At 71.2% G+C, this 22304-nt stretch carries 17 protein-coding genes; 6 read left to right on the top strand and 11 right to left on the bottom strand.

Annotation, left to right across the window (positions count from 1 at the left end; all coding sequences use genetic code 11):
* Window positions 1–59 precede the first annotated feature (59 nt).
* The 7 genes from ABN273_RS47015 to ABN273_RS46985 form a co-directional block, all read right to left on the bottom strand.
* Window positions 60–1526 carry an alpha/beta hydrolase gene (locus ABN273_RS47015; protein ID WP_349456108.1) on the bottom strand — a complete coding sequence of 489 codons (1467 nt, stop codon included), beginning with the start codon at window positions 1524–1526 and terminating at the stop codon, window positions 60–62.
* Window positions 1527–1701: 175 nt separating this feature from the next.
* Window positions 1702–2580: an alpha/beta fold hydrolase gene (locus ABN273_RS47010; RefSeq protein WP_349456107.1), complete on the bottom strand. Its 879-nt coding sequence runs from the start codon at window positions 2578–2580 to the stop codon at window positions 1702–1704.
* The gene (locus ABN273_RS47005; RefSeq protein WP_349456106.1) at window positions 2580–3206 is read right to left on the bottom strand and encodes a TetR/AcrR family transcriptional regulator; all 627 of its coding nucleotides are present in this window, start codon (window positions 3204–3206) and stop codon (window positions 2580–2582) included. The genes ABN273_RS47010 and ABN273_RS47005 overlap by 1 nt, the downstream gene beginning before the upstream one ends.
* Before the next feature lie 50 nt (window positions 3207–3256).
* Window positions 3257–4747 carry a serine/threonine-protein kinase gene (locus tag ABN273_RS47000; protein WP_349456105.1) on the bottom strand — a complete coding sequence of 497 codons (1491 nt, stop codon included), beginning with the start codon at window positions 4745–4747 and terminating at the stop codon, window positions 3257–3259.
* A complete protein-coding gene (locus ABN273_RS46995) occupies window positions 4747–6243 on the bottom strand; it encodes a serine/threonine-protein kinase (RefSeq protein ID WP_349456104.1) in 1497 nt (498 codons plus the stop codon). The genes ABN273_RS47000 and ABN273_RS46995 overlap by 1 nt, the downstream gene beginning before the upstream one ends.
* Window positions 6244–6440: 197 nt before the next feature.
* Window positions 6441–7193, bottom strand: coding sequence for a dienelactone hydrolase family protein (locus ABN273_RS46990; protein WP_349456103.1), 753 nt, complete (start codon window positions 7191–7193; stop codon window positions 6441–6443).
* A gap of 192 nt (window positions 7194–7385) precedes the next feature.
* Window positions 7386–8129, bottom strand: a complete 744-nt coding sequence (locus ABN273_RS46985) for an arginase family protein (protein WP_349456102.1) — start codon at window positions 8127–8129, stop codon at window positions 7386–7388.
* Window positions 8130–8233: 104 nt separating this feature from the next.
* Between ABN273_RS46985 and ABN273_RS46980 the strand changes: the two genes are divergently transcribed.
* The gene (locus ABN273_RS46980; protein WP_349456101.1) at window positions 8234–9112 is read left to right on the top strand and encodes a LysR family transcriptional regulator; all 879 of its coding nucleotides are present in this window, start codon (window positions 8234–8236) and stop codon (window positions 9110–9112) included.
* Window positions 9113–9182: 70 nt separating this feature from the next.
* Here the strand turns inward: ABN273_RS46980 and ABN273_RS46975 are convergent, their stop codons facing one another.
* The 3 genes from ABN273_RS46975 to ABN273_RS46965 all read right to left on the bottom strand — a co-directional run bounded on the left by ABN273_RS46975 (window position 9183) and on the right by ABN273_RS46965 (window position 12005).
* Window positions 9183–10379 carry a hypothetical protein gene (locus ABN273_RS46975; RefSeq protein ID WP_349456100.1) on the bottom strand — a complete coding sequence of 399 codons (1197 nt, stop codon included), beginning with the start codon at window positions 10377–10379 and terminating at the stop codon, window positions 9183–9185.
* A 150-nt stretch (window positions 10380–10529) separates the two neighbouring features.
* Window positions 10530–11627, bottom strand: a complete 1098-nt coding sequence (locus tag ABN273_RS46970; RefSeq protein ID WP_349456099.1) for a HesA/MoeB/ThiF family protein — start codon at window positions 11625–11627, stop codon at window positions 10530–10532.
* A gap of 171 nt (window positions 11628–11798) precedes the next feature.
* Window positions 11799–12005, bottom strand: coding sequence for a hypothetical protein (locus ABN273_RS46965; RefSeq protein WP_349456098.1), 207 nt, complete (start codon window positions 12003–12005; stop codon window positions 11799–11801).
* A 136-nt stretch (window positions 12006–12141) separates the two neighbouring features.
* Here ABN273_RS46965 and ABN273_RS46960 point away from each other — a divergent pair, with 136 nt between their 5' ends.
* A complete protein-coding gene (locus ABN273_RS46960; RefSeq protein ID WP_349456097.1) occupies window positions 12142–14931 on the top strand; it encodes an FAD-binding and (Fe-S)-binding domain-containing protein in 2790 nt (929 codons plus the stop codon).
* A 25-nt stretch (window positions 14932–14956) separates the two neighbouring features.
* On the opposite strand, the gene ABN273_RS46955 is transcribed toward ABN273_RS46960, so the two are convergent.
* Window positions 14957–16051, bottom strand: a complete 1095-nt coding sequence (locus ABN273_RS46955) for a LacI family DNA-binding transcriptional regulator (RefSeq protein WP_349456096.1) — start codon at window positions 16049–16051, stop codon at window positions 14957–14959.
* A gap of 156 nt (window positions 16052–16207) precedes the next feature.
* On the opposite strand from ABN273_RS46955, the gene ABN273_RS46950 reads away from it, so the two are divergent.
* Genes ABN273_RS46950 through ABN273_RS46935 form a run of 4 tightly spaced genes read left to right on the top strand, consistent with a single transcriptional unit; the run spans window position 16208 to window position 22303 of the window.
* Window positions 16208–19267 (top strand): alpha-mannosidase, encoded by a 3060-nt coding sequence (locus ABN273_RS46950; protein ID WP_349456095.1) that lies wholly within the window; start codon window positions 16208–16210, stop codon window positions 19265–19267.
* Window positions 19264–20541, top strand: coding sequence for an extracellular solute-binding protein (locus tag ABN273_RS46945; RefSeq protein ID WP_349456094.1), 1278 nt, complete (start codon window positions 19264–19266; stop codon window positions 20539–20541). Before ABN273_RS46950 ends, ABN273_RS46945 begins: the two co-directional genes overlap by 4 nt.
* The gene (locus ABN273_RS46940; protein ID WP_349456093.1) at window positions 20538–21467 is read left to right on the top strand and encodes a carbohydrate ABC transporter permease; all 930 of its coding nucleotides are present in this window, start codon (window positions 20538–20540) and stop codon (window positions 21465–21467) included. Before ABN273_RS46945 ends, ABN273_RS46940 begins: the two co-directional genes overlap by 4 nt.
* Window positions 21467–22303, top strand: a complete 837-nt coding sequence (locus tag ABN273_RS46935; protein WP_349456092.1) for a carbohydrate ABC transporter permease — start codon at window positions 21467–21469, stop codon at window positions 22301–22303. Before ABN273_RS46940 ends, ABN273_RS46935 begins: the two co-directional genes overlap by 1 nt.
* Window position 22304: the final 1 nt, after the last annotated feature.

The following is a 22304-nucleotide window of genomic DNA, read 5'->3' as shown; positions in this document are numbered from 1 at the left end:
GTCCTCGGGTGGGCCCATTCGGCCGGGCACGTCGCCGGTGCCCGCGCGGTCCGGCCCGATCATTTCGTGCACACCGATCCGGCGGCAGGCAACGTGCCGGTCACGAGGTAGGTGTCGATGTGCTTCGTCGCGCAGGCGGACCTCCGATAGGCGGTGTGGCCGTCCCCGTCGTTGGTCAGCAGCCCCGCCCCCTGGATGCGTTCAGAAAGGCCGCGCGCCCACCGGAGCGGCGTGGCGGGGTCGTGGGTGTTGCCGATCACCAGGATCGGCGGCACGTCCCTGATCGCGCTCTGCCGCGAGCGAGCGGGCGCGATCGGCCAGCCCACGCACCCCGCGGTCATGTCCCAGAACTCGGACGTGCCCCGCATGTGAGGGGCCGCTTCGCGGATCTGCCGCATCCGGTTACGCACGTCGGCGTAGCCGCGGATCCGGGGATCGATGTCCTGGCAGAGGATCGACCGGTAGGCGGCCGTGCTCACCGGATCGTCCAGGGCCTGGGCCCGTATGCTCGCGAAGAGCTGGGCGTCGCCTCGTTCGGCCTGCTTGATGGCGGTGGCGAGGTTGCCGGCGAATTCCGGGGTCATGGTGAGGAGCGCGTACGCGGAGTAGCGCAGCTCCTCGGCGGTCAGCGGCCGGCCGCCTGACACGCCGATCGGCGCGCGCTCGGCCTCGGCGACCAGGCGGTCCCACACCTGGCCGACGTCACGACCGTGCAGGGCGCACCCCGGGGTGCGGTCACACCAGTCGGTGAACCGCTCGAAGGAGTCCTCCACCGCCTTGGCGGCGTCGGTGACCAGCCGCGATGCGGGTACGGCCGGATCGACGGCGCCGTCCAGGGCCATCGTGCGCACCCTGCCCGGGAACAGCCGGGCGTACTGCGTCCCGAGCATGCTGCCGTACGACTTGCCGAAGAAACTGATCTTCGCCTCGCCGAGGGCGGCCCGCACCTGGTCGAAGTCGCGTGCCACGTTCGCCGTGTCGAGCTGCCCCAGCAGCGGACCGGTGGCTTTGAGGCAGCTGCGGCCGACGGCCGCGTTCGAGTCGACGAGCCGGTCGTATCCGGCCCTGCTCTGCGGGAACTGGCTGATCTCGGGGTTGTGGACGGGCTGCCCGCACCGCAGCGCGGGCGTGCTCTCCCCCACTCCACGCGGGTCGATGCCCACGATGTCGAAGCGGCGGCGCAGCTCCTCGGAGAAGGTGTCGGCGGCGTAGTCGCGCACCAGCAGGCCAGCGGGTACGCCGGGACCGCCCGGGTTGTAGAAGAGAGCTCCCACCCGTGCGGCGGGATCGGTGGCCTTCCGGCGCACGACAGACAGCTTGATCTTGGTGCCCGACGGGGCGTTCCAGTCGAGCGGCACCTCGATCACGCCGCACTCGGCTCCCGGCCGGTCCGCACAGGCGTGCCATGACACGCCGGATCCGACGGAATGGGTTCTCGGAAAGACCTGGGCAGAGGCGGACGCCCCGCCGGCCAGGACCGGGAGCGCGGCCGACGCCACGATGCCGATCGTCACGTATCGCTTCACAGGGAGCATCGTTCCTGACCGCGCCGAGTTCGATCATCGTCCGAAAGGGCGATCCGGGTCGGCCGAACGGCCGAGCCGGGTCGGCCGAACGGCCGAGCCGGCGCAGACGTCGAGCATCTCCTGCGCCTCCTGGAGGGACCGGAGCAGCACCGCCGGAACAGTCCCCCAGGACCGGTCATCCCGGTGCCGGGGCGCTCATCGCGCTGATCAGTGACGCGAGGGACTGCGGTTGTTCATCGGTCACCATGTGCCCGGCGCCGGGTATCACGGTCAGGTCGGCGCCGAGTCGCCGGCCGGCCGGACCGCGGAGCCGCCTCGGCGGCAGGAACACGTCGTGCCGGCCGGTCACCACGAGGCGTGGCACGTTCGTGCGTTGTGCGAGGAGCTCGCTGGGCAGCACCGGCGGTGCCAGGCTGGTCCGGCATGCCCGTGCTATGAGGGTGTACCACTCGACCAGATGGGGCGGCGGTGTGTGACCGGGAGCGAAGAAGTGCCTGAGCAGCGCCGTGCTGCGGGCCGGGGTCGGGCCGAGCATCCAGGGTATGGTCGCGCGCATGACGCCGATGCCGGGTATCAGGCGCGTCAGTCCTGCGGTGGACACCAGCACTCGTCCTGCGATGCGGGGCGAGTCACAGGCCAGCGTGATGGCGCCGCCCAGGGAATGACCCACCACGATCGCCGTGTCCGGGATCGTCTGGGCGAGGACGTCGGCCAGCCATCGCCCGTACCAGGCCAGCCGATCCCGGCGGGGGCGATGACCGGCGCTCAGCCCCGGCTGACCGGGAAGGTCCAGCAACAAGACCGAAAAGGTCGGTGCGAGCACTGAGGCGAGCGACTCCAACAGCGCAGCGCTGACGTTGGTGCCGGGCACCACCACAACGGTCGGCGAACCCGAGCCCAGGGACACCACATGGGTGGAGCCGACGCAGCTCGGCACATCGTCTCGCCGATGAGGCACAGACCACTGCTCCAGCCGGCGGGTACACCAGTCGCGGACCTGCTGCTGTCGTTCGGCGCCGCGGTAGATTGAGCGCCCCTGATTCTGGCTGTCCATCAGCGCTGCCGTTCCGACACGATGGTCAAAGCCTGGGTCATCAGCTGGGGCAGATCGGGACGGCCGTTCTCTTCGGCCCACCGAAGCAGCGCGGCGCTCACCGCCGCCAAGCACGCTCCAGCGGCCACCCACAACCGGAACTCCAGCTCGGGATCCGGTGGATCGCCGCGCAGGGCTTCGACGATGGCTTTCTGGGTGGCGTACTGGCTGTCCCAGCGTCGCGCTCGTAGGGCCGGCGTGGCCAGCACGAGTCGCAGGCGGGCCAAGAGCAGTTCCTTCCCCGCAGGGGCGACGACACCGTGTTCGAAACTCTCGTCATCGCTCACCACCTTGCCGACTTCCTCCACCAAGGTTGCGCCGATGCGTCGCATCAGCGGTTCGTCAGCCGGCCGTGCCGCGATCCGCTGCACGATCAGCGGGTCGTACTCATCGCTGAGCACGAGATCTTCCTTGGTTGGAAAGTGGCGGTAAACGGTCATCGACGACACACCTGCCGCCCGTGCGACATCGTTCACCGTCGTCTCGTCGTAGCCCCGCTCAAGGAACAGGCGCATCGCGTGCTGCTGAATCGTCCGCCGCGTCATCAGGCGCTGACGCTCACGCAGGCTCGTCACTTCCTTGCCCATGATGTTAGAGACTAACATGATGTTAGCCTCTAACACCTATGGCCTTCTTCTCAGGAGTACCGCTCGCACACCGTGAACGACACGCTCCTGGTGGCCTTCGACGGGGTCAGCAGGCGGAAGATGATCGTGTGCCGGCCCGGCTCGAAGGCGCCGAAGGGGTTGCGCCGGTTCTTGGTCGTACCGGTCACCCAGTCGGTCTTCCATCCCTCGTCCTGGCCGTCCACGACCCAGCGGTAGCCGTACTCGACCTGCCTGCCCGACGGGCCCTTGAGCAGGGCGACGGGGAAGAGGCTGGGCGACCAGCAGTTGTTCCCGGTCTGCTGACCCTCCAGCGTCAACGACGCCAGGCGTACGGTCGCCGTAGCCGCCTTCGTCGTGGTGGTCCTCCGCGGGGAGGTCGTGGGTTCGGGTGTCGGCCGGGTGCGGGAGACGGTGGGCCTCGGGCTGCCGGTCCTGGTGGGGCGCGTCTTCTTGGCCGGCGTGCTGGGTGGCTTGTCGGTGCCCTGTTTGTTGGCCGGCGTACTGGGTGCCGTGCCGGCGCTCTGCGTCATGGCCGAGCTGGCGGGTGCGGCCGTCGTCGCCGTGCCGGGCATCCACATGATCGCCCCGACCACCAGGGCGGCGGACACCGCCAGTGCCCCGGTGCCCACCAGCAACGCCTTCCAGCGGGGGCGACGCGCGGCATGACCCGCCGTTCCATCTTGACGGCCCGTCATGCCGCCTGCCGCACCGCCTCGGTGACCCGCCACGTCGCCTGCCGTGCCGACGGGCGGGGCGCCGATGAGCCGGAGCAGGACGTCCTGCATGGCGGGCCGGGCGGCGGGGTCCTTGGCCAGGCAGGCCAGCACGATCGGGCGCAGTGGAGCCGGAAGGTCGCCCAGGTACGGCTCGTCGTGCAGGATGCGGCGGATCACCGCGGGCAGCGAGTCGTTGCCGAACGGCGGACTTCCCGTCGCGGCGAACACCATCACCGACGCCCAGGCGAAGACGTCCACCGCGGGACCGAGCGGCGCGCCTGCCAGCTGCTCGGGCGCCATGTAGGCGGGCGTGCCGACGATGCTGCTCGTCACGGTCAGCGACTGGCCGGCCGCGCGGGCGATGCCGAAGTCGATGACCCGCGGCCCGTCCCTCCCGAGCAGCACATTGGCGGGTTTGAAGTCGCGATGCACCACCCCGGCCCGGTGGATGGCCGCCAGCGCGGTCGCGGTCGCCACCGCGAGCCGCTGCAGGTCAGCCCCGACGTGGCGGCCGGCCTCCTGGAGCGAAGGCCCCTCGACGTACTCGGTCACGATGTACGGCCGGCCGCTCAGCGAGGCATCGAGCACCTGGGCGATGCAGAACGGCTCCACCCGGCGCGCCGCGTCGATCTCCTTGGCGAAGCGGTGATCGCCGGCCAGGCCGTCCTCCAGCACCTTCACCGCGACCCGCCGCCCGTCGGGACGCTGGCCCAGGTAGACCACCCCCTGGCCGCCCACGCCCAGACGCCCGAGCAGCCGGTAGGGGCCCACGGCCTGGGGGTCTTCTGGCAGGAGCGGGTTCATCACTCGCTCCCGTCCGGGCAGATGGTGAAGGAGAGCGTCTTCGACACGGTCGCGGGCGAGGTGAGGCGGAGGGTGACCTTGTGGGAGCCGTCAGGCTTCACGAGCGGGCCGATGACCTGCCGGGTGTGGGAGTCGGCGATGACGCCCTCAGAGCGCTGCACCACCCGCCCGTTCAGGAGCCACTCGTATCGGAACGTGGTGCCCAGTTTGGTCCCCTCGACCATGCCGAAGGTGTTGCTCTGGCCGAACAGGCAGTCCGGGGAGTCGGCGTGTCTGGGACCGATGACCCATACCCGCACGATCCGCAGAGAACCGCCGCCGGATGAGGGCTTCACCGACGAGGTCGCCGGTTTGGGAGTGGACTGCGTCGGCTTGACGGTGGGCCTCGTGGTCGGCCTCGTGGTCGGTTTCGTGGTCGGCGTGGTCACCGGTTTCGCCGGGGACGGGCTCTTGGTCTTTTTCGGGGGCCGGCTCGTTCTCGTCGAGCTCGTCGGGGTCGGCGCCTTCGCCGAGGTCGGCGTCCCGGCGGAGGTGAGCGACAGTGGCTGCGTACTCGGTCGCGCCAGCGGGAGGCCCCAGACACTCGTGGCCCCCCAGACGACGGCGCCCGCGACCGCCAGCGCCCCCAGGCCCGAGACGCACGCGACGAGCGCCGTCCTGCTCCCCCGCGGTCGCCGCCCCGGAACAGTGGACCCGGCGCCGTCCGGATGTCCCGGAGCCTGTCCGCCCAGCAGCTGCAGCAACACGTCCCGCATGGCCGGCCGGCGCGCCGGATCCTTGGCCAGGCACCCCAGGACGATCGCGCGCAACGGCTGCGGCAGGTCGCCGACCTGCGGCTCGTTGTGCAGGATCCGATTGATCACCGCGGGCAGCGAGTCGTCGCCGAACGGGGGCGCCCCGGTGGCCGCGAACACCATCACCGACGCCCACGCGAACACGTCGACGGCCGGCCCGATCCGCTCGCCGGCGAGCTGCTCCGGCGCCATGTACGCGGGCGTCCCCACGATGCTGCTGGCAGCCGTCGGCCCCGCTTCGACAGACCGGGAGATCCCGAAGTCGATGACCCGGGGCCCGCCCGGTCCGAGCAGCACGTTGGCGGGTTTGAAGTCGCGATGGACGATGCCCGCCTGATGGATGGCCGCCAGCGCGGTCGCGGTGGCCACCGCGAGCCGCTGCAGGTCAGCCCCGACATGGCGGCCGGCCTGCTGAAGCGAAGGCCCCTCGACGTACTCGGTCACGATGTACGGCCGGCCGCCCAGCGAGGCATCGAGCACCTGGGCGATGCAGAACGGCTCCACCCGGCGCGCCGCCTCGACCTCCTTGGCGAAGCGCTCGTCGGCGAGTGCCTCGCGCAGCACCTTGACCGCGACCGGCCGGCCGTCGGGCCCCTGGCTCAGGTAGACCACTCCCTGGCCGCCCGCGCCCAGACGCCCGAACAGGCGGTAGGGCCCCACGGCAGTGGGGTCGCCTTCCCGTAGGGGTTCGACGCGCGGCATGGGACTCCTGTGACAGCCGTATGGGATCTTCGGCACCATAGCGGGAAATGTCCCGACCCGGTGGGCCAGTCGCATAAAAGAGACCCTTTGCGCGACGGCGCTTCACGGCGTGCTCCATGCCATTGAGCACGCCGTGCGCGATCGCGTCGGTCAAGCAACGGCGGTGTGAGCCCGAGGTTCAGGGCTCCCGCCGCAAATCACGCAGGCACAGGCGCGTCCTGGCCGAGATGCCTGGTGAAGAACCGCAGCGAGCTGTCCGTTTCAAACGCGGGGATCTCCCCGTGCTTGCCGGGGTTGGCGTGCAGCGTCTTGCCTGGTGAGGCCAGGGCGTCGAACAACGCCAGGCTATCGGCCCGCGGCACCCGCTCGTCGTCCCACTGGACCAGGAACTGCACCGGCACGGTGATCCGCGCGGCGGTCCCGGCCAGCACGGGCGACCCGAGCAGGCCCAGCACCGCGGCGCCGACTCGGGGTTCTGCGGCGACGAACGGGACACCGAGCCCGCAGCCCATCGACACACCCCAGTAGCCGACCGGACCGGCGCCGACATGGTCGAGTCGCTGGACCGCGGTCAGGACCGCCTGCCATTCCGCGACGGTCTGCCCGGCCAGGAGGTCGTGCATGGCGTCGATCAGCGGAGCCGGATCCTCGCCTGCGGCCGCACCGGCCCGCATCTCGGTCACGAGCTGGTTGAACGCCTCGTCTTTCGGCCGCTCGCCGTGGTTGGGCACGTCGATCGCGACGACCGCGAAACCGCCCTCGGCGGCGAAACGGCGCGCGCGGGCCAGGACGCCGGGGGCCTTCTTGTGTTGCCCGCCGCCGTGTCCCATCAGGATCACGGGACGAGTGCCGAGGGCGCCTTCCGGTGTCCACAGCACACCGGGGGTCTCGCCGAGGGTGAAGAGCTGTTCGGTGACGCCGTCCGACGACGTCTGGGACGTGAAGCGCATAGCGTTTCAGGCCTTTCGGGATGCCTTCTGCGGGCGCTCCCTAGGCCATGCAAGGGAGGGAGCCCCGACCTGTCACAGCGTTGATCGGTCTCACCTCCTCGAGTAGCAGCGGTGCACGACGACGCCGAAGGTATCACAGGACGGCCTCACCCGCGACGACGAAAACCCCGGAGGAACTGCGGCGCCGCATCGTCATGGCGACGCAGCGGGGCCGCACAACCGGACGAGTTCGGGGACCAGCTTCCTGAGCATCTCCTCGTCCCGCGGGTCCGAGGGCGCGTATTCGGTGATGCCCAGGCCGACGATCTCGTGCCGGGCGGCCAGGCCGGCGACCGCCTCGGTCAGCGCCTGCGCCGACAGGCCGTCGGGTTCCGGGTAGCCGACCGATGTGATGCCGTCCAGGACGTCAAGGTCTACGTGGATGTAGAGGACCGCGTTCTCGTCGATGCTGGACAGGCCGCCGATGCCTGCCCGCTCGATGTAGTCGGCCTCGGCGGGATCCAGGCAACGCGTTCCGGCCAGGGCGACCTGGTCCGGGCGCAGCGCCGGTGACGGCACCAGGTCGGGCGGGCCCTCGCCCTGGAGAGTGCGCAGGATCATGCCGTGGAAGGCGCCCGACGGGGACGTGTCGGGGCTGTTCATGTCGCCGTGGGCGTCGAACCACACGAGGTTCAGGCGGTCGCCGTAGCGGCGCAGCGCGGCCGCGACCGGTTCGAGCTCGACGCCGCAGTCCCCGCCGACCGTGACGACGAAGCCGTCGTGCGGGAGCGCCCGCCGGACCCGATCGGCGGTCTCGGCCAGGGTGGCGCCGGTGTCCACCCGTATGTGCTCGGCGTCAGGAACCATCGCGGCCAGCCGGGCGGCGCCTTCGACCAGTTTGGGCGCCGTGGGTGACAGCGAGCCCTGCCACTGCGGGACCTCAACGACAGTCAGCATCTTGCCCTCCTCGCATCGATTTCTGGTGGCCGGGCATCAGTGTCGCGTGGTCCAATCGGCAACGTCCACTTAGTATTTCTCCACTGATCTATAAGGATTTCTTGATGCTGGATCCCACCCGGCTCCGTCTCCTGCGCGAGTTCGCCGAGCACGGCACGATGACCGCCGTGGGTGAGGTCTGCGGCATGACCTCGTCCGCCGTCTCGCAGCAGCTCGCCACCCTGGAACGTGAGGCCAAGGTGCCGTTGTTCGAGCGTGCCGGGCGCCGCGTCCGCCTCACGGCCGAAGGGCAGCGCCTCGTCCGGCACGCGCACATCGTCCTGAACGCGCTGGACGCCGCGGAAGAAGACCTCCGCTCGGCCGCGACCCCCAGAGGGCCCGTCCGGGTGGCCTGTTTCGCCACGGCCGCGGTCCACCGCCTGCTGCCCGCGATAGCCGCCGCCAGAACCCGCCATCCCGGCCTCCACGTGATCGTGTACGAGCTCGAGCCCCGGGAGGCGGTCGAGGCGCTCCGCGACGGCGACTGCGACCTCGGGATCACCTTCACCTACAGCCTGATCCCCGAGGACCCTCCGCCCGGAGTCTCCCGGCGGCCCCTGGGCGTCGAGCCCATCATGATCGCCCTTCCCGTGGGCCACCCGGCCGCGAACGGCGCGGTGGATCTGCGCCTGCTGCGCGAGGAGTCATGGACAGCGGGCTCCCAGGGCACCACCGACCACGAGATGCTCAACCGCGCCTGCGCGCTGGCGGGCTTCCGCCCGAACGTCATCCACACGGCCGACGACTACGCGCTCGCCCTCCGCATGGTCCGCGAAGGTCTGGGCGCCGCCCTGGTCCCCGAACTGGTCGCCACGGTGGTCGGCGTGCCCGACGGCGTCGTGCTCCGCCCGATCTCCACGATCGGGATCACCCGCAACACCCATGCGCTGGTCCGCACCGTGACCCCGGCTGTCAACGCCGTGCTCGGGCTGCTCGGCGACTGATGCGGCCCGCCCGCGGCCGAGGTCCCCGCACGCACACGGCTACGAGCAGCCGACATGACGGCGCGGCGCCTCAGAGGAGCTCGCCGGCCCGGCGCAGGCGGCGCTCGCGAAGGGCCAGCAGCGGCGGCAGAGCCAGCTGCACGACGATGTACGCGGCCACGGCGAGCGCCTCCCAGAACCCCGCCGAGCCGATCGCGCTGCCACCGAGCTGCGTCAGGCCCCAGCTCCCCAGCGAGACGACCAGCGGCAGCACGCCCGTGACGAACATCCAGACCATGGCCGCGATCCCCGCGACGTACGGCACCATGAACCACCGGCCGACCTGGCGATCGCGCGCGCTCATCTCGGCCAGCTCGGCCTGCTCGGCCTGGGTGAGCCGGAACAGCGTGGCCTTGGCGGTCAGCCAGGTCGTCCGGTAGAGGTTGTGGCAGCGCAGCGCGTTCGCGAGCAGCGCGTACGAGTCGCTGCGCAGCGGCAGGGCGGCCCACTGCCAGATGATGGCGATGACCTGGGAGAGCACCACGCCGGCGAGGAGATCGTCGAGGGGGCCGGGCGGGTCGAGCAGCCGCAGTCCCAGCGCGACCGCCAGGACCACGGTGTCGATGGCCATACCGGCCAGGTAGACCCCGTGGCGGCGGTTGCGCGGCACCGTGACGATCTGGGTGAGATCGGTCTCGAAGACGACGTATATGCCCCGATAGCTGACCCGGAAGATCGCCGGCACGCCGATCGCCCGTCCCGCGAGCCAGTGCCACGCCTCGTGCAGGGCGCCGAACACGATGCTGAACAGCAGCCAGCCCAGCACGGACAGGCCGGGGCTTGGCAGGAACCAGGCGTCATCCCAGGAGGGACGCAGATCGGGCCGGATCAGCAGGAGGGCGACGGCGAAGACGGCGGCGGCCCCGTAACACGACCAGGCGGCGGGCCCGAACAGCCGGGCCGCCGATCGGGGACTGACCCCTTCGATCCATTTGATCTGCCCGCGCGCTCCACCCGCCTCGGCCGGCGGGTCGAGCAGCCCCGCGGCGGTGAGCCCGTCGACGAAGTCCGTACCGTCCACCTGCTCGCCCGCGACCTCGCTGGCCCGCGCGGTGGCCTCGTCGAGCGAGCCGGTCTCCTGGAGCGCGGTGACGAAGACCGCGCCCGGTTCCGGCACCGCGACGAAAACGCCCAGCTCGGGGCGGCCGAGAATCCATGCCTCGCCGTCGAAGGCGACCGTCAGCCGGGCGGCCCGCTCGCGCAGCTCCTCATCCAGGGACGTGGCCATTCTTCTCTCCGTGGTCGGCAGGAAAGCAGGGAAGGGGCCGCACCCCGATCAGGCAGGAGTGCGGCCCCGAGGCCGATTCTCAGGAATCGGGGTAGACGAGCGACGTGAGCCTGGCGTTCTCGACTCGCACGATCTCGATCTTCACGATGATCACCTCCCTCCGCATACCGAACATCCGGGGTCGCGCGGCCACTCGGTCTGACTGGTCGCACAGCCGTGCGCGAAGTCGATGGCGAGTGGCCGACCGGCGTACGCCGGTGGCTCGAAATCAGTCAGGTAGCGCAGCACCTCGAAGGCGCCGAATGCCCCGAGCAGGCCGGCGACCGGCCCGATCCCGCGGTTGGGCTGCGGCCTGCTGACGAACAGGCGGGTGGCGGCGATGGCGTCGGCGATGGCCGGATCGTCGGGGTCGGCGAAGTCGTCCGGGTTCGAGGGATCGGCGGGTACGCAGGCGCGGCACGCGCTGACGCCCGGGTTCACCGACCAGACCGTCCCGGTGGTCACCGACATGCCGCCGCGGACGAACGGCACGCCGTTGCGTACGCATGCCTCGTTGACCCAGAGGTCGATCTTGTTCGGCCGGTCGATGCCGGAGGCGACCACGTCAGGCCGGACCCGACGGATGAGCTCGGCGAGCTGCTCCGGTCCGGCGACGTCGGCCTCGACCCACTCGACCTGGATGGCGGGGTCGAAGGCCCGCACCCACGCCGCGGCGCGCTCGACCTTGCGCGCGCCGACGTCGTCCACTCGGTAGAGGTACTGCCGGGCGAAGTTGCGCGGTTCCACGGTGTCCCGGTCGAGCAGCGTCATCGCGCCGACGCCGAGCCCGGCGAGGTGCGGGATGGTGTTGGAGTTGAGGCCGCCGGTGCCGAGCACCAGGACGTGTGACTCGCGCAGGCGGCGCTGCAGGTCCTCCCGGCTGCGGTCGAGGCTGCTGAACGACTCGAAGAAGGCCAGGTTGCTGAAGTACCGCTCGGCGGCGGCAGGCTCCAGCCGGTCGAGGCGGTCGCCGTCCTCCAGCAGCCGCTCCGCGTCGAACGCCGCGACGGCGTCCCGTACGTCGGCCACGTCCAGCGACAGCTCGTCCGCGATCTCGGCGACGGTCCTGCCGCCCTCGCTGAGCAGGCCCACGAGCTTCTCCACCGTCCCGTCGGGGTCGGTCAGGATCAGCTGGTCGCGTGGGTCATAGACCAGCCGCAGCTTGTCCCCGACCCGCTCCCAGGAGATGCCTTTGAGTCGTGGCCTCATCGGTGCATCAGCCAATCTCTGAGGTGGGATGTGGCAACACAGTGGCAGCCGCGCGCATGGATACCGCATGGATCTTGCGCGGCAGGAAAATGATCTCCTTGGAGGGGTACACTAGCGCATCAAAGATCATCGTCGAGGCCGGGCCGTCCACCGATTGACAACCGCCCCTCGTCACCGGGGGATCGCCACCGCCTTGACCCGGCCGGCGGGCAGTACGGCCGCCAGCACCGCGAGCACGCAGCAGAGGGCGATCACCCCGATGACCGGTTGCCAGGGCACGTCCACCGCGACCGGGCCGGTCAGCTGCAGCAGCGCCGCGTACAGTCCGAGCAGTCCGAGCGCGGTGGCGACGGCGGCGAGGATCACGCCCACGGCCACGATCAGCAGTGCCTCGGGCCTTCCCCAAGCTCAACGTGACCAGCCGGGCTCAGCTCGCCGGCCTCGGTCTGGCGTGAGGACGTCGCCGCCCTGGGTATTCTGGGCGGTTCGGCCGGTATGTCCCGGGAGCACCAGCGTGACTGATCTTGAATCGCGGCGGCTGAGCACGCCCGACGCCGCCGTCCTCAGGGCGGTGGAGGCCGCCGTGCCCGGCATCGCCCGCACGCGGGCGAGCGACCGGCTCGGCATGGCGCACGACGCCTCGCACTACCTGCTCACCCCGCAGGCCGTGCTGGTGCCCGAGAGCGCCGAGCAGGTGGCGGCGTTGCTGCGCGCCGGCCTGCCGCTGACCTTCCGCTCGGGCGGCACCAGCCTGAGCGGGCAGGGCGTGAGCGAGCACCTGCTGGTCGACACCCGCCGGCACTTCCGCGGCATCGAGGTGCTCGACGACGGCGCGCGGGTGCGCGTACAACCGGGCGCGGTGCTGCGGCAGGTCAACGCCCGGCTCGCCGCGTACGGCCGCAAGCTGGGGCCGGACCCGGCCAGCGAGTCGGCGTGCACGATCGGCGGGGTCGTCGCGAACAACTCCAGCGGCATGACCTGCGGCACGCACGCCAACACGTACCGGACGCTGGAGTCGATGACCTTGGTGCTGCCCAGCGGCACCGTGATCGACACCGGCGCCCCTGACGCCGAGGAACGGCTGCGCGCCCTGGAGCCCGACCTCGCCGCGGGCCTGGAACGGCTGCGCGACCGCGTGCGCGGCAACCCCGACTCGGTGCGCCGCGTCACCGCCCAGTTCTCGCTCAAGAACACCATGGGCTACGGCCTCAACAGCTTCCTCGACCACGACTCCCCCGCGCAGATCCTCGCCCACCTGATCATCGGCAGCGAGGGCACGCTGGGCTTCGTCGCCGAAGCGGTGCTGCGCACGGTCCCCGCCCATCCCCTGGCCGCCACCGGGCTGCTCGTCTTCCCCACCCTGCGCCAGGCGATGGCGGCGATGCCCGAGCTGGTCGCCGCCGAGCCCGCCGCCGTCGAGCTGCTGGACGCCGAGTCCCTGCGCGTGGCCCAGACCGACCCGAAGGCCGACGACGTCCTGCGTACGCTCACCGTGGCCGAGCACGCCGCGCTCCTGGTGGAGTGGCAGGAATCCGGCGCAGACCTGCTCGCTGAGCGCGAACGCGCCGCCGAGCAGCTGTTCCCCGGGCTGGCGCTGGCCGCCCCGGCCCGCCTCAGCAGGGACGCCGGCGGCCGGGCCGCGCTGTGGCACATCCGCAAGGGCCTGTACGCCTCCGTCGCCGGCGCCCGCCCCAGCGGCACCACCGCCCTCCTGGAGGACGTCGCCGTGCCGGTGCCCGCCCTGGCCGGCCTCTGCGACGAGCTGACCGGCCTGTTCGCCAAGCACCGGTACGAGCGCAGCGTCATCTTCGGCCACGCCAAGGACGGCAACCTGCACTTCATGCTCAACGAGCGCTTCGACACGGACCTGCAGCGCTACGCCGACTTCACCGAGGACATGGTCGAGGCCGTCCTCGACCGGGGCGGCACGCTCAAGGCCGAGCACGGCACCGGCCGCGTCATGGCCCCCTTCGTCCGCCGCCAGTACGGCGACGAGCTGTACGAGGTGATGCGCGAGGTCAAGCGCCTGTGCGACCCCGCGGGCACGCTCAACCCCGGCGTCGTCCTCACCGACGACCCGAACGCGCACCTGCGCGACCTCAAGGCGGTCGTCACCGTCGAGCCCGAGGTCGACCGGTGCGTCGAGTGCGGCTACTGCGAGCCCGTCTGCCCCAGCCGTGACCTCACCACCACCCCGCGCCAGCGCATCGTGCTCCGCCGCGAGCTGGCCGCCGCCCAGGAGGCCGGCGACCACGCGCTCGCCCGGCGGCTGGCGGAGGAGTACGGCTACGACGCGGTCGACACCTGCGCCGTGGACGGCATGTGCGCCACCGCCTGCCCCGTCCTCATCAACACCGGCGACCTGACCAAACGCCTGCGCGCCGAGCGGCACGGGAGCCTGGCGCAGAAGGGCTGGAAGACGGCCGCCCGCCACTGGGACGGGGTCACCCGGGCGATGAACCTGGCCCTGGACACCGCGGCCGCGGCCCCGCCCCGGCTGGCCGAGGGCGCCGGCCGAGCCGCCCGCGCCGTCGCCGGCCCCGACACGGTCCCCCAGTGGACCCGCGACCTGCCCCGCGGCGGCACCCGCCGCCGCCCCGCCCCGGCCGCCGGTGCCGACGCCGTCTACGTCCCGTCCTGCCTGAACACGCTGTTCGCCCCCGCCGACGGCGGCCCAGGCGTCATGACCGCGTTCCGCCGCCTGGCCGAGCGCGCCGGCCTGCGGCTGCACGTCCCGGAGGGGATCGGGAGCCTGTGCTGCGGCACGCCCTGGTCGTCGAAGGGCTACACCGACGGCTACGAGGCCATGGGCCACCGCGTCCGCGAGAGCCTGCTGGCGGCCACCGACGGCGGCCGCCTCCCGATCGTCAGCGACGCCGCCTCCTGCACCGAGGGCTTCGACCGCCTCGTCCCCGACCTCGAGGTGGCCGACGCGGTCGCCTTCACGGCGGAGCACATCCTGCCCCGCCTGCCGGACGCCCGCCGCCTGCCCTCCCTTGCCCTGCATCCCACCTGCTCCGCCACCCGTCTCGGGCTGGACGCCGCCGTCACGCGGATCGCCGAGGCCGTCGCCGAGCAGGTCGTGGTCCCCGACGGCTGGCAGTGCTGCGCCTTCGCCGGCGACCGCGGCCTGCTGCATCCGGAGCTGACCGCCTCGGCCACCCGGGCCGAGGCCGCGTCCGTGGCAGCCGGGGACTTCGCCGCGCACGCCTCGCTCAACCGCACCTGCGAGCTCGGCCTGACCCGCGCCACCGGCCGGCCGTACCACCACCTGCTGGAGCTCCTCGACCAGGTCACCGCCTGACCACGCAGCTGCGTACGGGCAGCGATCAGGCGCCCGGCGGGGCGGTGCTGCCGCGGACGACGAGCTCGGGAGTGGGAGCCTGCACCGCCCGGGGCTCCGGACGCTCGGCCAGCACGTGGAGCAGCTCGGTCGCCGTCAGCATGCCGAGCGCGTACGTGTCGCGCGTCAGGGCGGTGATCGGCGGATGCGGCAGCTGCGTGAGGATGGAGTCGTCGAAGGACACGATGGACACCTCACCGGGGACCGACACGGCCATCTCGGTGGCCACGCCCAGGCCCGCCGCGGCCATGACGTCGCTGTCGTAGATGATCGCCGTGCACCGCGGGCTCGCCTCCAGCAGGCGGCGGGTGGCCGACGCGCCCTGGGTGTCGGAGTAGTCGGTCGCCACGCTGGCGATGTCGATGCCGAGCGTCTCCCGCGCGTCGCCGATGGCCCGCATGCGGCGCCGCGTGTGCTGGTAGGAGGGGATCCCGCTGACATGGCCGATGAAGCGGTGGCCGAGCCCGGTGAGGTACTCCAGGATGCGTGTCATGGCCGCGTGGTCGTCGACCCAGACGCTGCTCAGCGGCAAGGGGGCCCCGTGGCCGCCCAGGATGACGGCGGGGACGCGCAGGTCGGCGACGAGCTGCGGCCGGACGTCGTCGACGGCGAGGTCGAGCAGCACGAGCCCGTCGACCCGGTTCTCGGCGGCCCAGCGGCGGTAGACCTCCATCTCCGCCTGGGTGTCCTCGACAATGAGGAGCTGTGTCGCGATTCCCGCGTTGGACAGGCGGGACTGCAGGCCGGACAGGACATGGGCGAAGAACGGCTCGACGCCCAGCGTGCGGGCCGGACGCGCGATGACGATGCCGACCACGTCGCTGTTGGCCCCCTTGAGGGCACGCGCCGCCCGGTGCGGGCGCCAGTTGAGCTCCGCGGCGACATCGAGGATGCGCTTGCGCGTCGCGTCGCTGATGCCGGGGCGCGCGTTGAACGCCAGCGAGACCGCCGACACGGAGACACCCGCCAGCCGCGCGATGTCGGTGCTCCTCAGCCGGGCAGGCGCGGTGTCCGCCGAGGACTCAGGAGGTCCCGGCGAGTCGGCCGGGTCCTGAGGCGGAACCTGGTCGTTCGGCGGCATCGCTCCTCCATGCGGACAACCGTCGTTATGCAAACTTGATGATTTCCCCGGGTGACCACAGGACCTAAAACGTATTAGTCTGCGGTCGTTTGCTGATCTTAACGTACTAAAACGTATTAGGCCCATTGTGTTATCTCCGCTACGGAGAGGTACGACATGCACAACCACCTCAGCCGCACGCTCGAGAGGCTGAGCCGCGTACGGCGAGAACGGATCATGCCCCGGCTGCACACCCGTCTGGGCGGCGTCGAGGTCGAGGCATGGACGGTCCCGGATGACGGGGAGCCGGTGAGTGCGCGCCATGCCCTCGGGCTCGGCGCCGACACCGGCCGCACCACCCCTGACTACCGCCCCTTCCCCTTGGGCGCCGCCTGGGGTGAGGCCTGGGCCACGACCTGGTTCCGGATCCGCGGCACGGTGGACCCGGGGCGGGCAGGACCGGTCGACCTCGTGCTGGACCTGGGCTGGTTCGACCACTCCGTGGGCGGTCATTGCGAGGGCCTGGTCTTCACCCCGGACGGCACGATCGTCAAGGGCCTGCACCCCCGCCAGTCCGACATCCGGTTACGGGGCGACGGAGCCGTCCCGGGCCTGCTCGACGCCGACGGCGCGTTCCTGCTCCACGTCGAGGCGGCGGCGAATCCCCTGCTGCTCGGGCTGCCTCCCTTCGTCGTCACCGAGCACGGCGAGAAGGGGGCGGAGGAGCCGTTCGAGCAGTTCCGGCTGCGCCGCGCGGAGATCGCCGCGTTCTCGCCCGGGATCCACGCGCTCGCCTGCGACCTGGACGTGCTCGGCGGCCTGGCCGCCGAGCTGAGCGCGGACGAGCCGCGTCACTGGCGGCTGCTGCGCGCGATCGAAGAGGCCCTGGACGTCTACGACGAGGCGGACGCCGAGGCGAGCGCCCGGCGGGCGCGCGCCGTCCTCGCGCCGCTCCTGGCCACGCCCGCGTACGCCAGCGCCCACCGGATCACGGCCGTCGGGCACGCTCACATGGACACGGCGTGGCTGTGGCCGCTGCGCGAGACGGTACGCAAGCTCGCCCGAACGGTCTCCAACGCGCTCGCCCTCCTCGACGCCGACCCCGACCTGGTGTACACGATGTCGGCGGCACAGCACTTCAGCTGGCTCGAAGAGCACTACCCGCAGCTGTTCGCCCGCGTGCGGCACTACGTCGAGCAGGGCCGGTTCGTGCCCGTCGGAGGCATGTGGGTCGAGGCGGACGGCGTCATCCCCACCGGCGAGTCGATGGTGCGCCAGCTGACCTACGGCAAGAGGTACTTCCTCAGCCGGTTCGGCCGGGAGCCGCGCGAGGTGTGGTTGCCCGACTCCTTCGGCTACTCGGGCGCCCTGCCGCAGCTGGCCCGCAGGGCCGGGTCCCGCTGGTTCCTGACCCAGAAGATCTCCTGGAACGACAGCACGGTCTTCCCGCACCACTCCTTCTGGTGGGAGGGCATCGACGGCACGCGCATCTTCACCCACTTCCCGCCCGCGGAGACGTACGCCGCCGAGGTGACCGCCCGCGAGCTCCACCACGCCGTCGCCACGTTCAAGGACAAGGCGATCGCCTCCCACTCGCTGCTGCCCTACGGGTACGGCGACGGAGGCGGCGGCCCCACCCGGGAGATGGCCGGGCGGCTGCGCCGCTTCGCCGATCTGGAGGGCGCGCCCCGCGTGCTCTCCAGGGCTCCGGCGGAGTTCTTCCAGGAGGCCGAGGCCGAGCTGCGGGACGCCGGGCCGCTGCAGCCGGTCTACCGTGGCGAGCTCTATCTGGAGCTGCACCGGGGCACCCTGACCTCGCAGGCGGCCATGAAACGGCACAACCGGCGCTGCGAGTCGCTGCTGCGGGCGGCGGAACAGCTCAGCGCGGCGGCGAGCGCGCTGCGCGGCGCGCCCTATCCGCGCGCGGACCTCGACGAGATCTGGCGCACCGTACTGCTGCACCAGTTCCACGACATCCTCCCGGGCACCTCGATCAGCTGGGTGCACCGCGAGGCCCGCGACACCTACCGGGCGGTCGAGGAACGGCTGCACGACCTGATCAAGCAGGCCGGCGCGGCGCTGGGCGGCGAACTGGCCGGACCCGCCGAGCCCGCGGCGGAACCGGGCGCGGCCGTCGCCGAGGCCGGCGACGGCGGCACCGTACTGGAGGACGGCCTGCTACGCGTCGTGATCGGCGACGACGGCCACGTCACCTCGCTGTTCGACGTGCGCAACGGCCGGGAGGTCGTCCCGCCCGGACGGCGCCTCAACGAGCTGCAGCTCTTCCGCGACGAGCCGGTGCGCTGGGACGCCTGGGACGTGGACCGGCACGTGCTGCGCCACCCCCAGGTCCTCGACCAGGTCACGAGCCGCAGGGTGATCCGCAGCGGGCCCGACGCCGGCGTGGAGGTGGTCCGGCGGGCGGGCACGTCGACGATCACGCTGACCATGTGGTTGCGGGCCGGCACCGGGCGGTTCGAGACCGAGTGCGCCGTCGACTGGCAGGAACGCGAGCGCCTGCTGAAGGTCGCCGTGCCGGTGCGGGTCATGGCGCGCACCGCGCGGTTCGAGACGCAGTACGGGTACGTGGAACGGCCGCTGCTCACGAACACCGTGGACGAGGAGGCGATGTTCGAGGCCGCGATGCACCGCTACGTGCAGGTGGCCGACGGGGATTTCGGCGTCGCGATCGTCAACGACTCGATGTACGGCGCCGACGCCCGCGCCGACGGCGACTCCACCGTCGTCCGGCTGTCCCTGCTCCGGGGTGCGCGCTTCCCCGATCCGCAGGCCGACGTGGGCACGCATGCCTTCCGCTGGGCGGTGCTGCCCGGCGCGGACGTGCCCGCCGCGGTCGAGGCCGCCCACGCGTTCAACGCGCCCGGCATCGCCGGGCTTTCTGCGCCGCTGGTGCGGCTGGAGCTCCTCACCGGGCATGCGCTCGTCGACTGGGTGAAGCAGGCCGACGACGGCTCCGGGGACCTCGTCGTACGGGTGTACGAGACCCAGGGAGCACGGGCGAGCGCACGGCTGCACTGCCGCGAGGAGCTCGGCACGGGAGCCGTCGTGTGGGAGACCGACCTGCTCGAACGGGAGATCGGCGGCGACGGGGACCTGCCCGTGGCCCTGGCCGGGGGGCGCCGTCCGGCGAGCGAGGCCCGGCTGGATCTCGGCCCCTTCCAGGTGGCGACCCTGCGGATCGCCACTCATGCATCACTCAAGGAGGACGTCCAATGAGAAAATGGACCTGCGTCGCGGCCCTCGCCCTGGGATCGCTGCTGCTGTCCGGGTGTGGCGGTGATCCGACGCCGCAGGCCTCGGGCGGGGCGCTGTCGGGGACGATCAAGTTCCAGACGTGGAACCTGAAGAACGAGAAGTTCACGCCCTACTTCACCGACCTGATCGCGGCCTTCGAGAAGGAGCACCCGGGCACGAAGATCACCTGGGTGGACCAGCCCGCCGAGGGCTACCAGGACAAGCTGTCGGCCGACGCCGCGGCGGGGGCGCTCCCGGACGTCGTGGACATGGGGCCCGAGGCCGCCTACACCCTGGCCCAGGCGGGTGTCCTGCTCGACCTGGCCAAGGCCGACCCCCAGGCCAAGAGCCTGTACCTGGACAAGGCGTGGCAGGCGATGACGTTCAGCGGTCTGGGCGGAGGGACCTACGGCTACCCGTGGTACCTGAACACCGGGCCGTCGTTCTTCAACACGGCGCTGTTCAAGAAGTGCGGCCTGGACCCGGCCAAGCTGCCCGCCACGTACGACGAGCTCTTCAACCAGGCCGAGACCATGGCCAAGAACTGCTCGGACGTGTCGATGCTCGCCCGGATGCCCGTCATCGAGATGTTCGGCGAGTACGGGGTGCCCCTCATGGACGCCGCGGGCAAGAAGTTCACCTACAACGACGCCAAGGGCGTGGAGTTCGTCGAGCGCTTCAGGAAGCTGTTCGCCAGCAAGGGCCTGACCCAGGAGTCGCTGAACAACCTCCAGACCAAGGAGGTGGAGGAGTTCAAGGCCGGCCGGCTGGCGTACCTGTCGGGCAGCTCGTACACCCTCAACGACCTGAAGGACACCGCGCCCGACATCTACAAGTCGCTCGGGATCGGGCCGCGCATCAGCAACGCCGCGCCCAACATGTACATCGAGTCGCTCGTCGTGAACGCCACCGGCAAGAACCAGCCCCTGGCCACGGCCTTCGCCAAGTACGTGACCAACGCCGCCAACCAGCTCGCCTTCGCCAAGAAGGCCTCGGTGTTCCCCTCGTCGGCCGGGTCGATGGACGACGAGTACTTCACCAAGGACGACGGCGCCCCCGCCACGAAGGTGCGCCTGGAGAGCGCCGTCCAGGTCAAGAAGGCGATCGTGTGGTGGCCGCCGGCGTTCTCCGGCTCGGCCGACGCCGACACGCTCCGCGAGCAGATCGCCCAGGCCCTGCTCGGCAAGAAGACGGTGCAGCAGGCGCTGGACGAGTCCGTCAAGTACTCCAACGAGCGGCTGGCCTCGCACGGATGACGATCTCCGCCCATCAGCGCCGGCTCCGGCAGGAGGACACGGCCCCGGCCACCCATCGGTGGCGCGTGACCCCGTGGCTGTTCCTGCTGCCGGCGCTGGCCGTCATCGTGCTCCTGGTCCTCGTGCCGTTCCTGAACACGTTGCGGCTGGCGTTCACGGACTCCACCCTGCTGAGGAGCGGGGAGTTCACCGGGTGGGACAACTTCCGGCGGATGTTCGCCGATGAGCGGTTCGGCACCGCGCTGCTGAACTCGACTCTCTACACGGTGTGCGTGGTGCCGCTCATGGTCGCGCTGCCGCTCGTCCTCGCCTCGCTGCTGAGCGGCGCCGGGCGGCTGATGGGGTTCTTCCGCACCACCATGTACCTGCCGGTGATCATGTCGCCGGTCGTCGTCGGGCTGATCTGGACGAACATGCTCGACAAGCGCGGCCTGGTGAACGAGCTGCTCGGCACGCTCAAAGCGGTCGCCGAGCCCGTTCCCTTCCTCACCGACCGCTGGCTGCTGCTGTTCAGCGCGATGTTCGTCACCGTGTGGATGGGCCTGGGCTACTACATGGTCATCTACCTGGCCGCGCTGGCCAACATCGATCCGAGCCTCTACGACGCGGCGGCGATGGACGGCGCGGGCCCCGTGCGGACCTTCCTCAACGTCACCGTGCCAGGGGTGCGCTCCACGATGGGGCTCATCGGCGTGCTGTCCTCGGTGGCGGCCTTCCGGGTGTTCGGCGAGATCTACGTGCTCACCGACGGCACCGGCGGGGTGGGCGGCGGCGACCTCACGATGACCATGCTCATCCAGCGCGAGGGCACCGGCCTGCAGGCGCGTACCGGATACGCGGGCGCGATCAGCCTGGTCATGTTCGTCATCCTCGGCGGGCTGCTGATCGCGCAGCTCGTCCTGCAGCGCAGGCAGAGGACCTCGTGATGGCCGCGCGGCGCCGTCCCTCGCCGGGCCTCGTGGTGCGCTACCTGATCCTGGTCCTGATGGCCGTGCTGCTCGCGGGCCCCCTGCTGTGGCAGGTCTCGCTGTCGCTCAAAGGCGCCGGCGACGCGCTGTACACGCGGCCGCCCGAGCTGATCCCCGGCCATCCCACGCTGGGGAACTTCTCGACGGTGCTCGACCGCATCCCGGTGCCGCACTACCTGCTCAACTCCCTGATCGTGGCCGCCATGGCCGTCATCGGGAACGTGGTGGGCGCCACCTGCGCCGGTTACGCGCTGGGCAAGCTGCGCTTCCGCGGCCGCGCGGTGGCGGCCGGCATCTGCGTCGCGGCCCTGCTCGTCCCGGCCGAGACCGTGCTGATCTCCCAGTTCCTGCTGATCAGGGGGGCCGGTCTGGCCAACACCCTGCTGGGGGTGGTCCTGCCGACGACCGTGGCCGCGCTCAACGTCCTGCTGATGCGCAACGCGTTCCGCAGCCTGCCCGGCGAGTTCGAGGAGGCGGCCATCGTCGACGGCGCCAACGCCTGGCAGCGGTTCATCCGCGTCTCCGTCCCCCAGGTCAAGGGCGTCATCACCGTCGTGGCGATCTTCGCTTTCGTCGGCTCATGGAACGACTTCCTCTGGCCCCTCATCGTGCTGTCCGACGAGGACAACTACACCCTCACCGTCGGGCTGAACCGCCTGCGCGGCACCTTCTACGACGATCCGCGCCTCATCGCGGCCGGCACGATCATCGCTCTGATTCCCATCGTCACGTTCTTCGCCGTCTTGCAGCGCTACTTCTTCCGCGGGCTCGAAGCGGGAGGCTTGAAAGGTTGAA

It is taken from the genome of Nonomuraea sp. B19D2, assembly GCF_040137845.1.
Lineage (GTDB): Bacteria > Actinomycetota > Actinomycetes > Streptosporangiales > Streptosporangiaceae > Nonomuraea.
This window is presented reverse-complemented; position numbering and strand designations above follow the sequence as displayed.

Bases quoted from the DNA above. Each gene is read 5' to 3' on its own strand.
- ABN273_RS47010 (WP_349456107.1), bottom strand. From the start codon at position 2,580: ATGGACAGCCAGAATCAGGGGCGCTCAATCTACCGCGGCGCCGAACGA.
- ABN273_RS47005 (WP_349456106.1), bottom strand. From the start codon at position 3,206: ATGGGCAAGGAAGTGACGAGCCTGCGTGAGCGTCAGCGCCTGATGACG.
- ABN273_RS46980 (WP_349456101.1), top strand. From the start codon at position 8,234: ATGCTGGATCCCACCCGGCTCCGTCTCCTGCGCGAGTTCGCCGAGCAC.
- ABN273_RS46945 (WP_349456094.1), top strand. From the start codon at position 19,264: ATGAGAAAATGGACCTGCGTCGCGGCCCTCGCCCTGGGATCGCTGCTG.
- ABN273_RS46940 (WP_349456093.1), top strand. From the start codon at position 20,538: ATGACGATCTCCGCCCATCAGCGCCGGCTCCGGCAGGAGGACACGGCC.
- ABN273_RS46975 (WP_349456100.1), bottom strand. From the start codon at position 10,379: ATGGCCACGTCCCTGGATGAGGAGCTGCGCGAGCGGGCCGCCCGGCTG.
- ABN273_RS46935 (WP_349456092.1), top strand. From the start codon at position 21,467: ATGGCCGCGCGGCGCCGTCCCTCGCCGGGCCTCGTGGTGCGCTACCTG.
- ABN273_RS46955 (WP_349456096.1), bottom strand. From the start codon at position 16,051: ATGCCGCCGAACGACCAGGTTCCGCCTCAGGACCCGGCCGACTCGCCG.
- ABN273_RS46970 (WP_349456099.1), bottom strand. From the start codon at position 11,627: ATGAGGCCACGACTCAAAGGCATCTCCTGGGAGCGGGTCGGGGACAAG.
- ABN273_RS46995 (WP_349456104.1), bottom strand. From the start codon at position 6,243: ATGCCGCGCGTCGAACCCCTACGGGAAGGCGACCCCACTGCCGTGGGG.
- ABN273_RS46985 (WP_349456102.1), bottom strand. From the start codon at position 8,129: ATGCTGACTGTCGTTGAGGTCCCGCAGTGGCAGGGCTCGCTGTCACCC.
- ABN273_RS46950 (WP_349456095.1), top strand. From the start codon at position 16,208: ATGCACAACCACCTCAGCCGCACGCTCGAGAGGCTGAGCCGCGTACGG.
- ABN273_RS46990 (WP_349456103.1), bottom strand. From the start codon at position 7,193: ATGCGCTTCACGTCCCAGACGTCGTCGGACGGCGTCACCGAACAGCTC.
- ABN273_RS47000 (WP_349456105.1), bottom strand. From the start codon at position 4,747: ATGAACCCGCTCCTGCCAGAAGACCCCCAGGCCGTGGGCCCCTACCGG.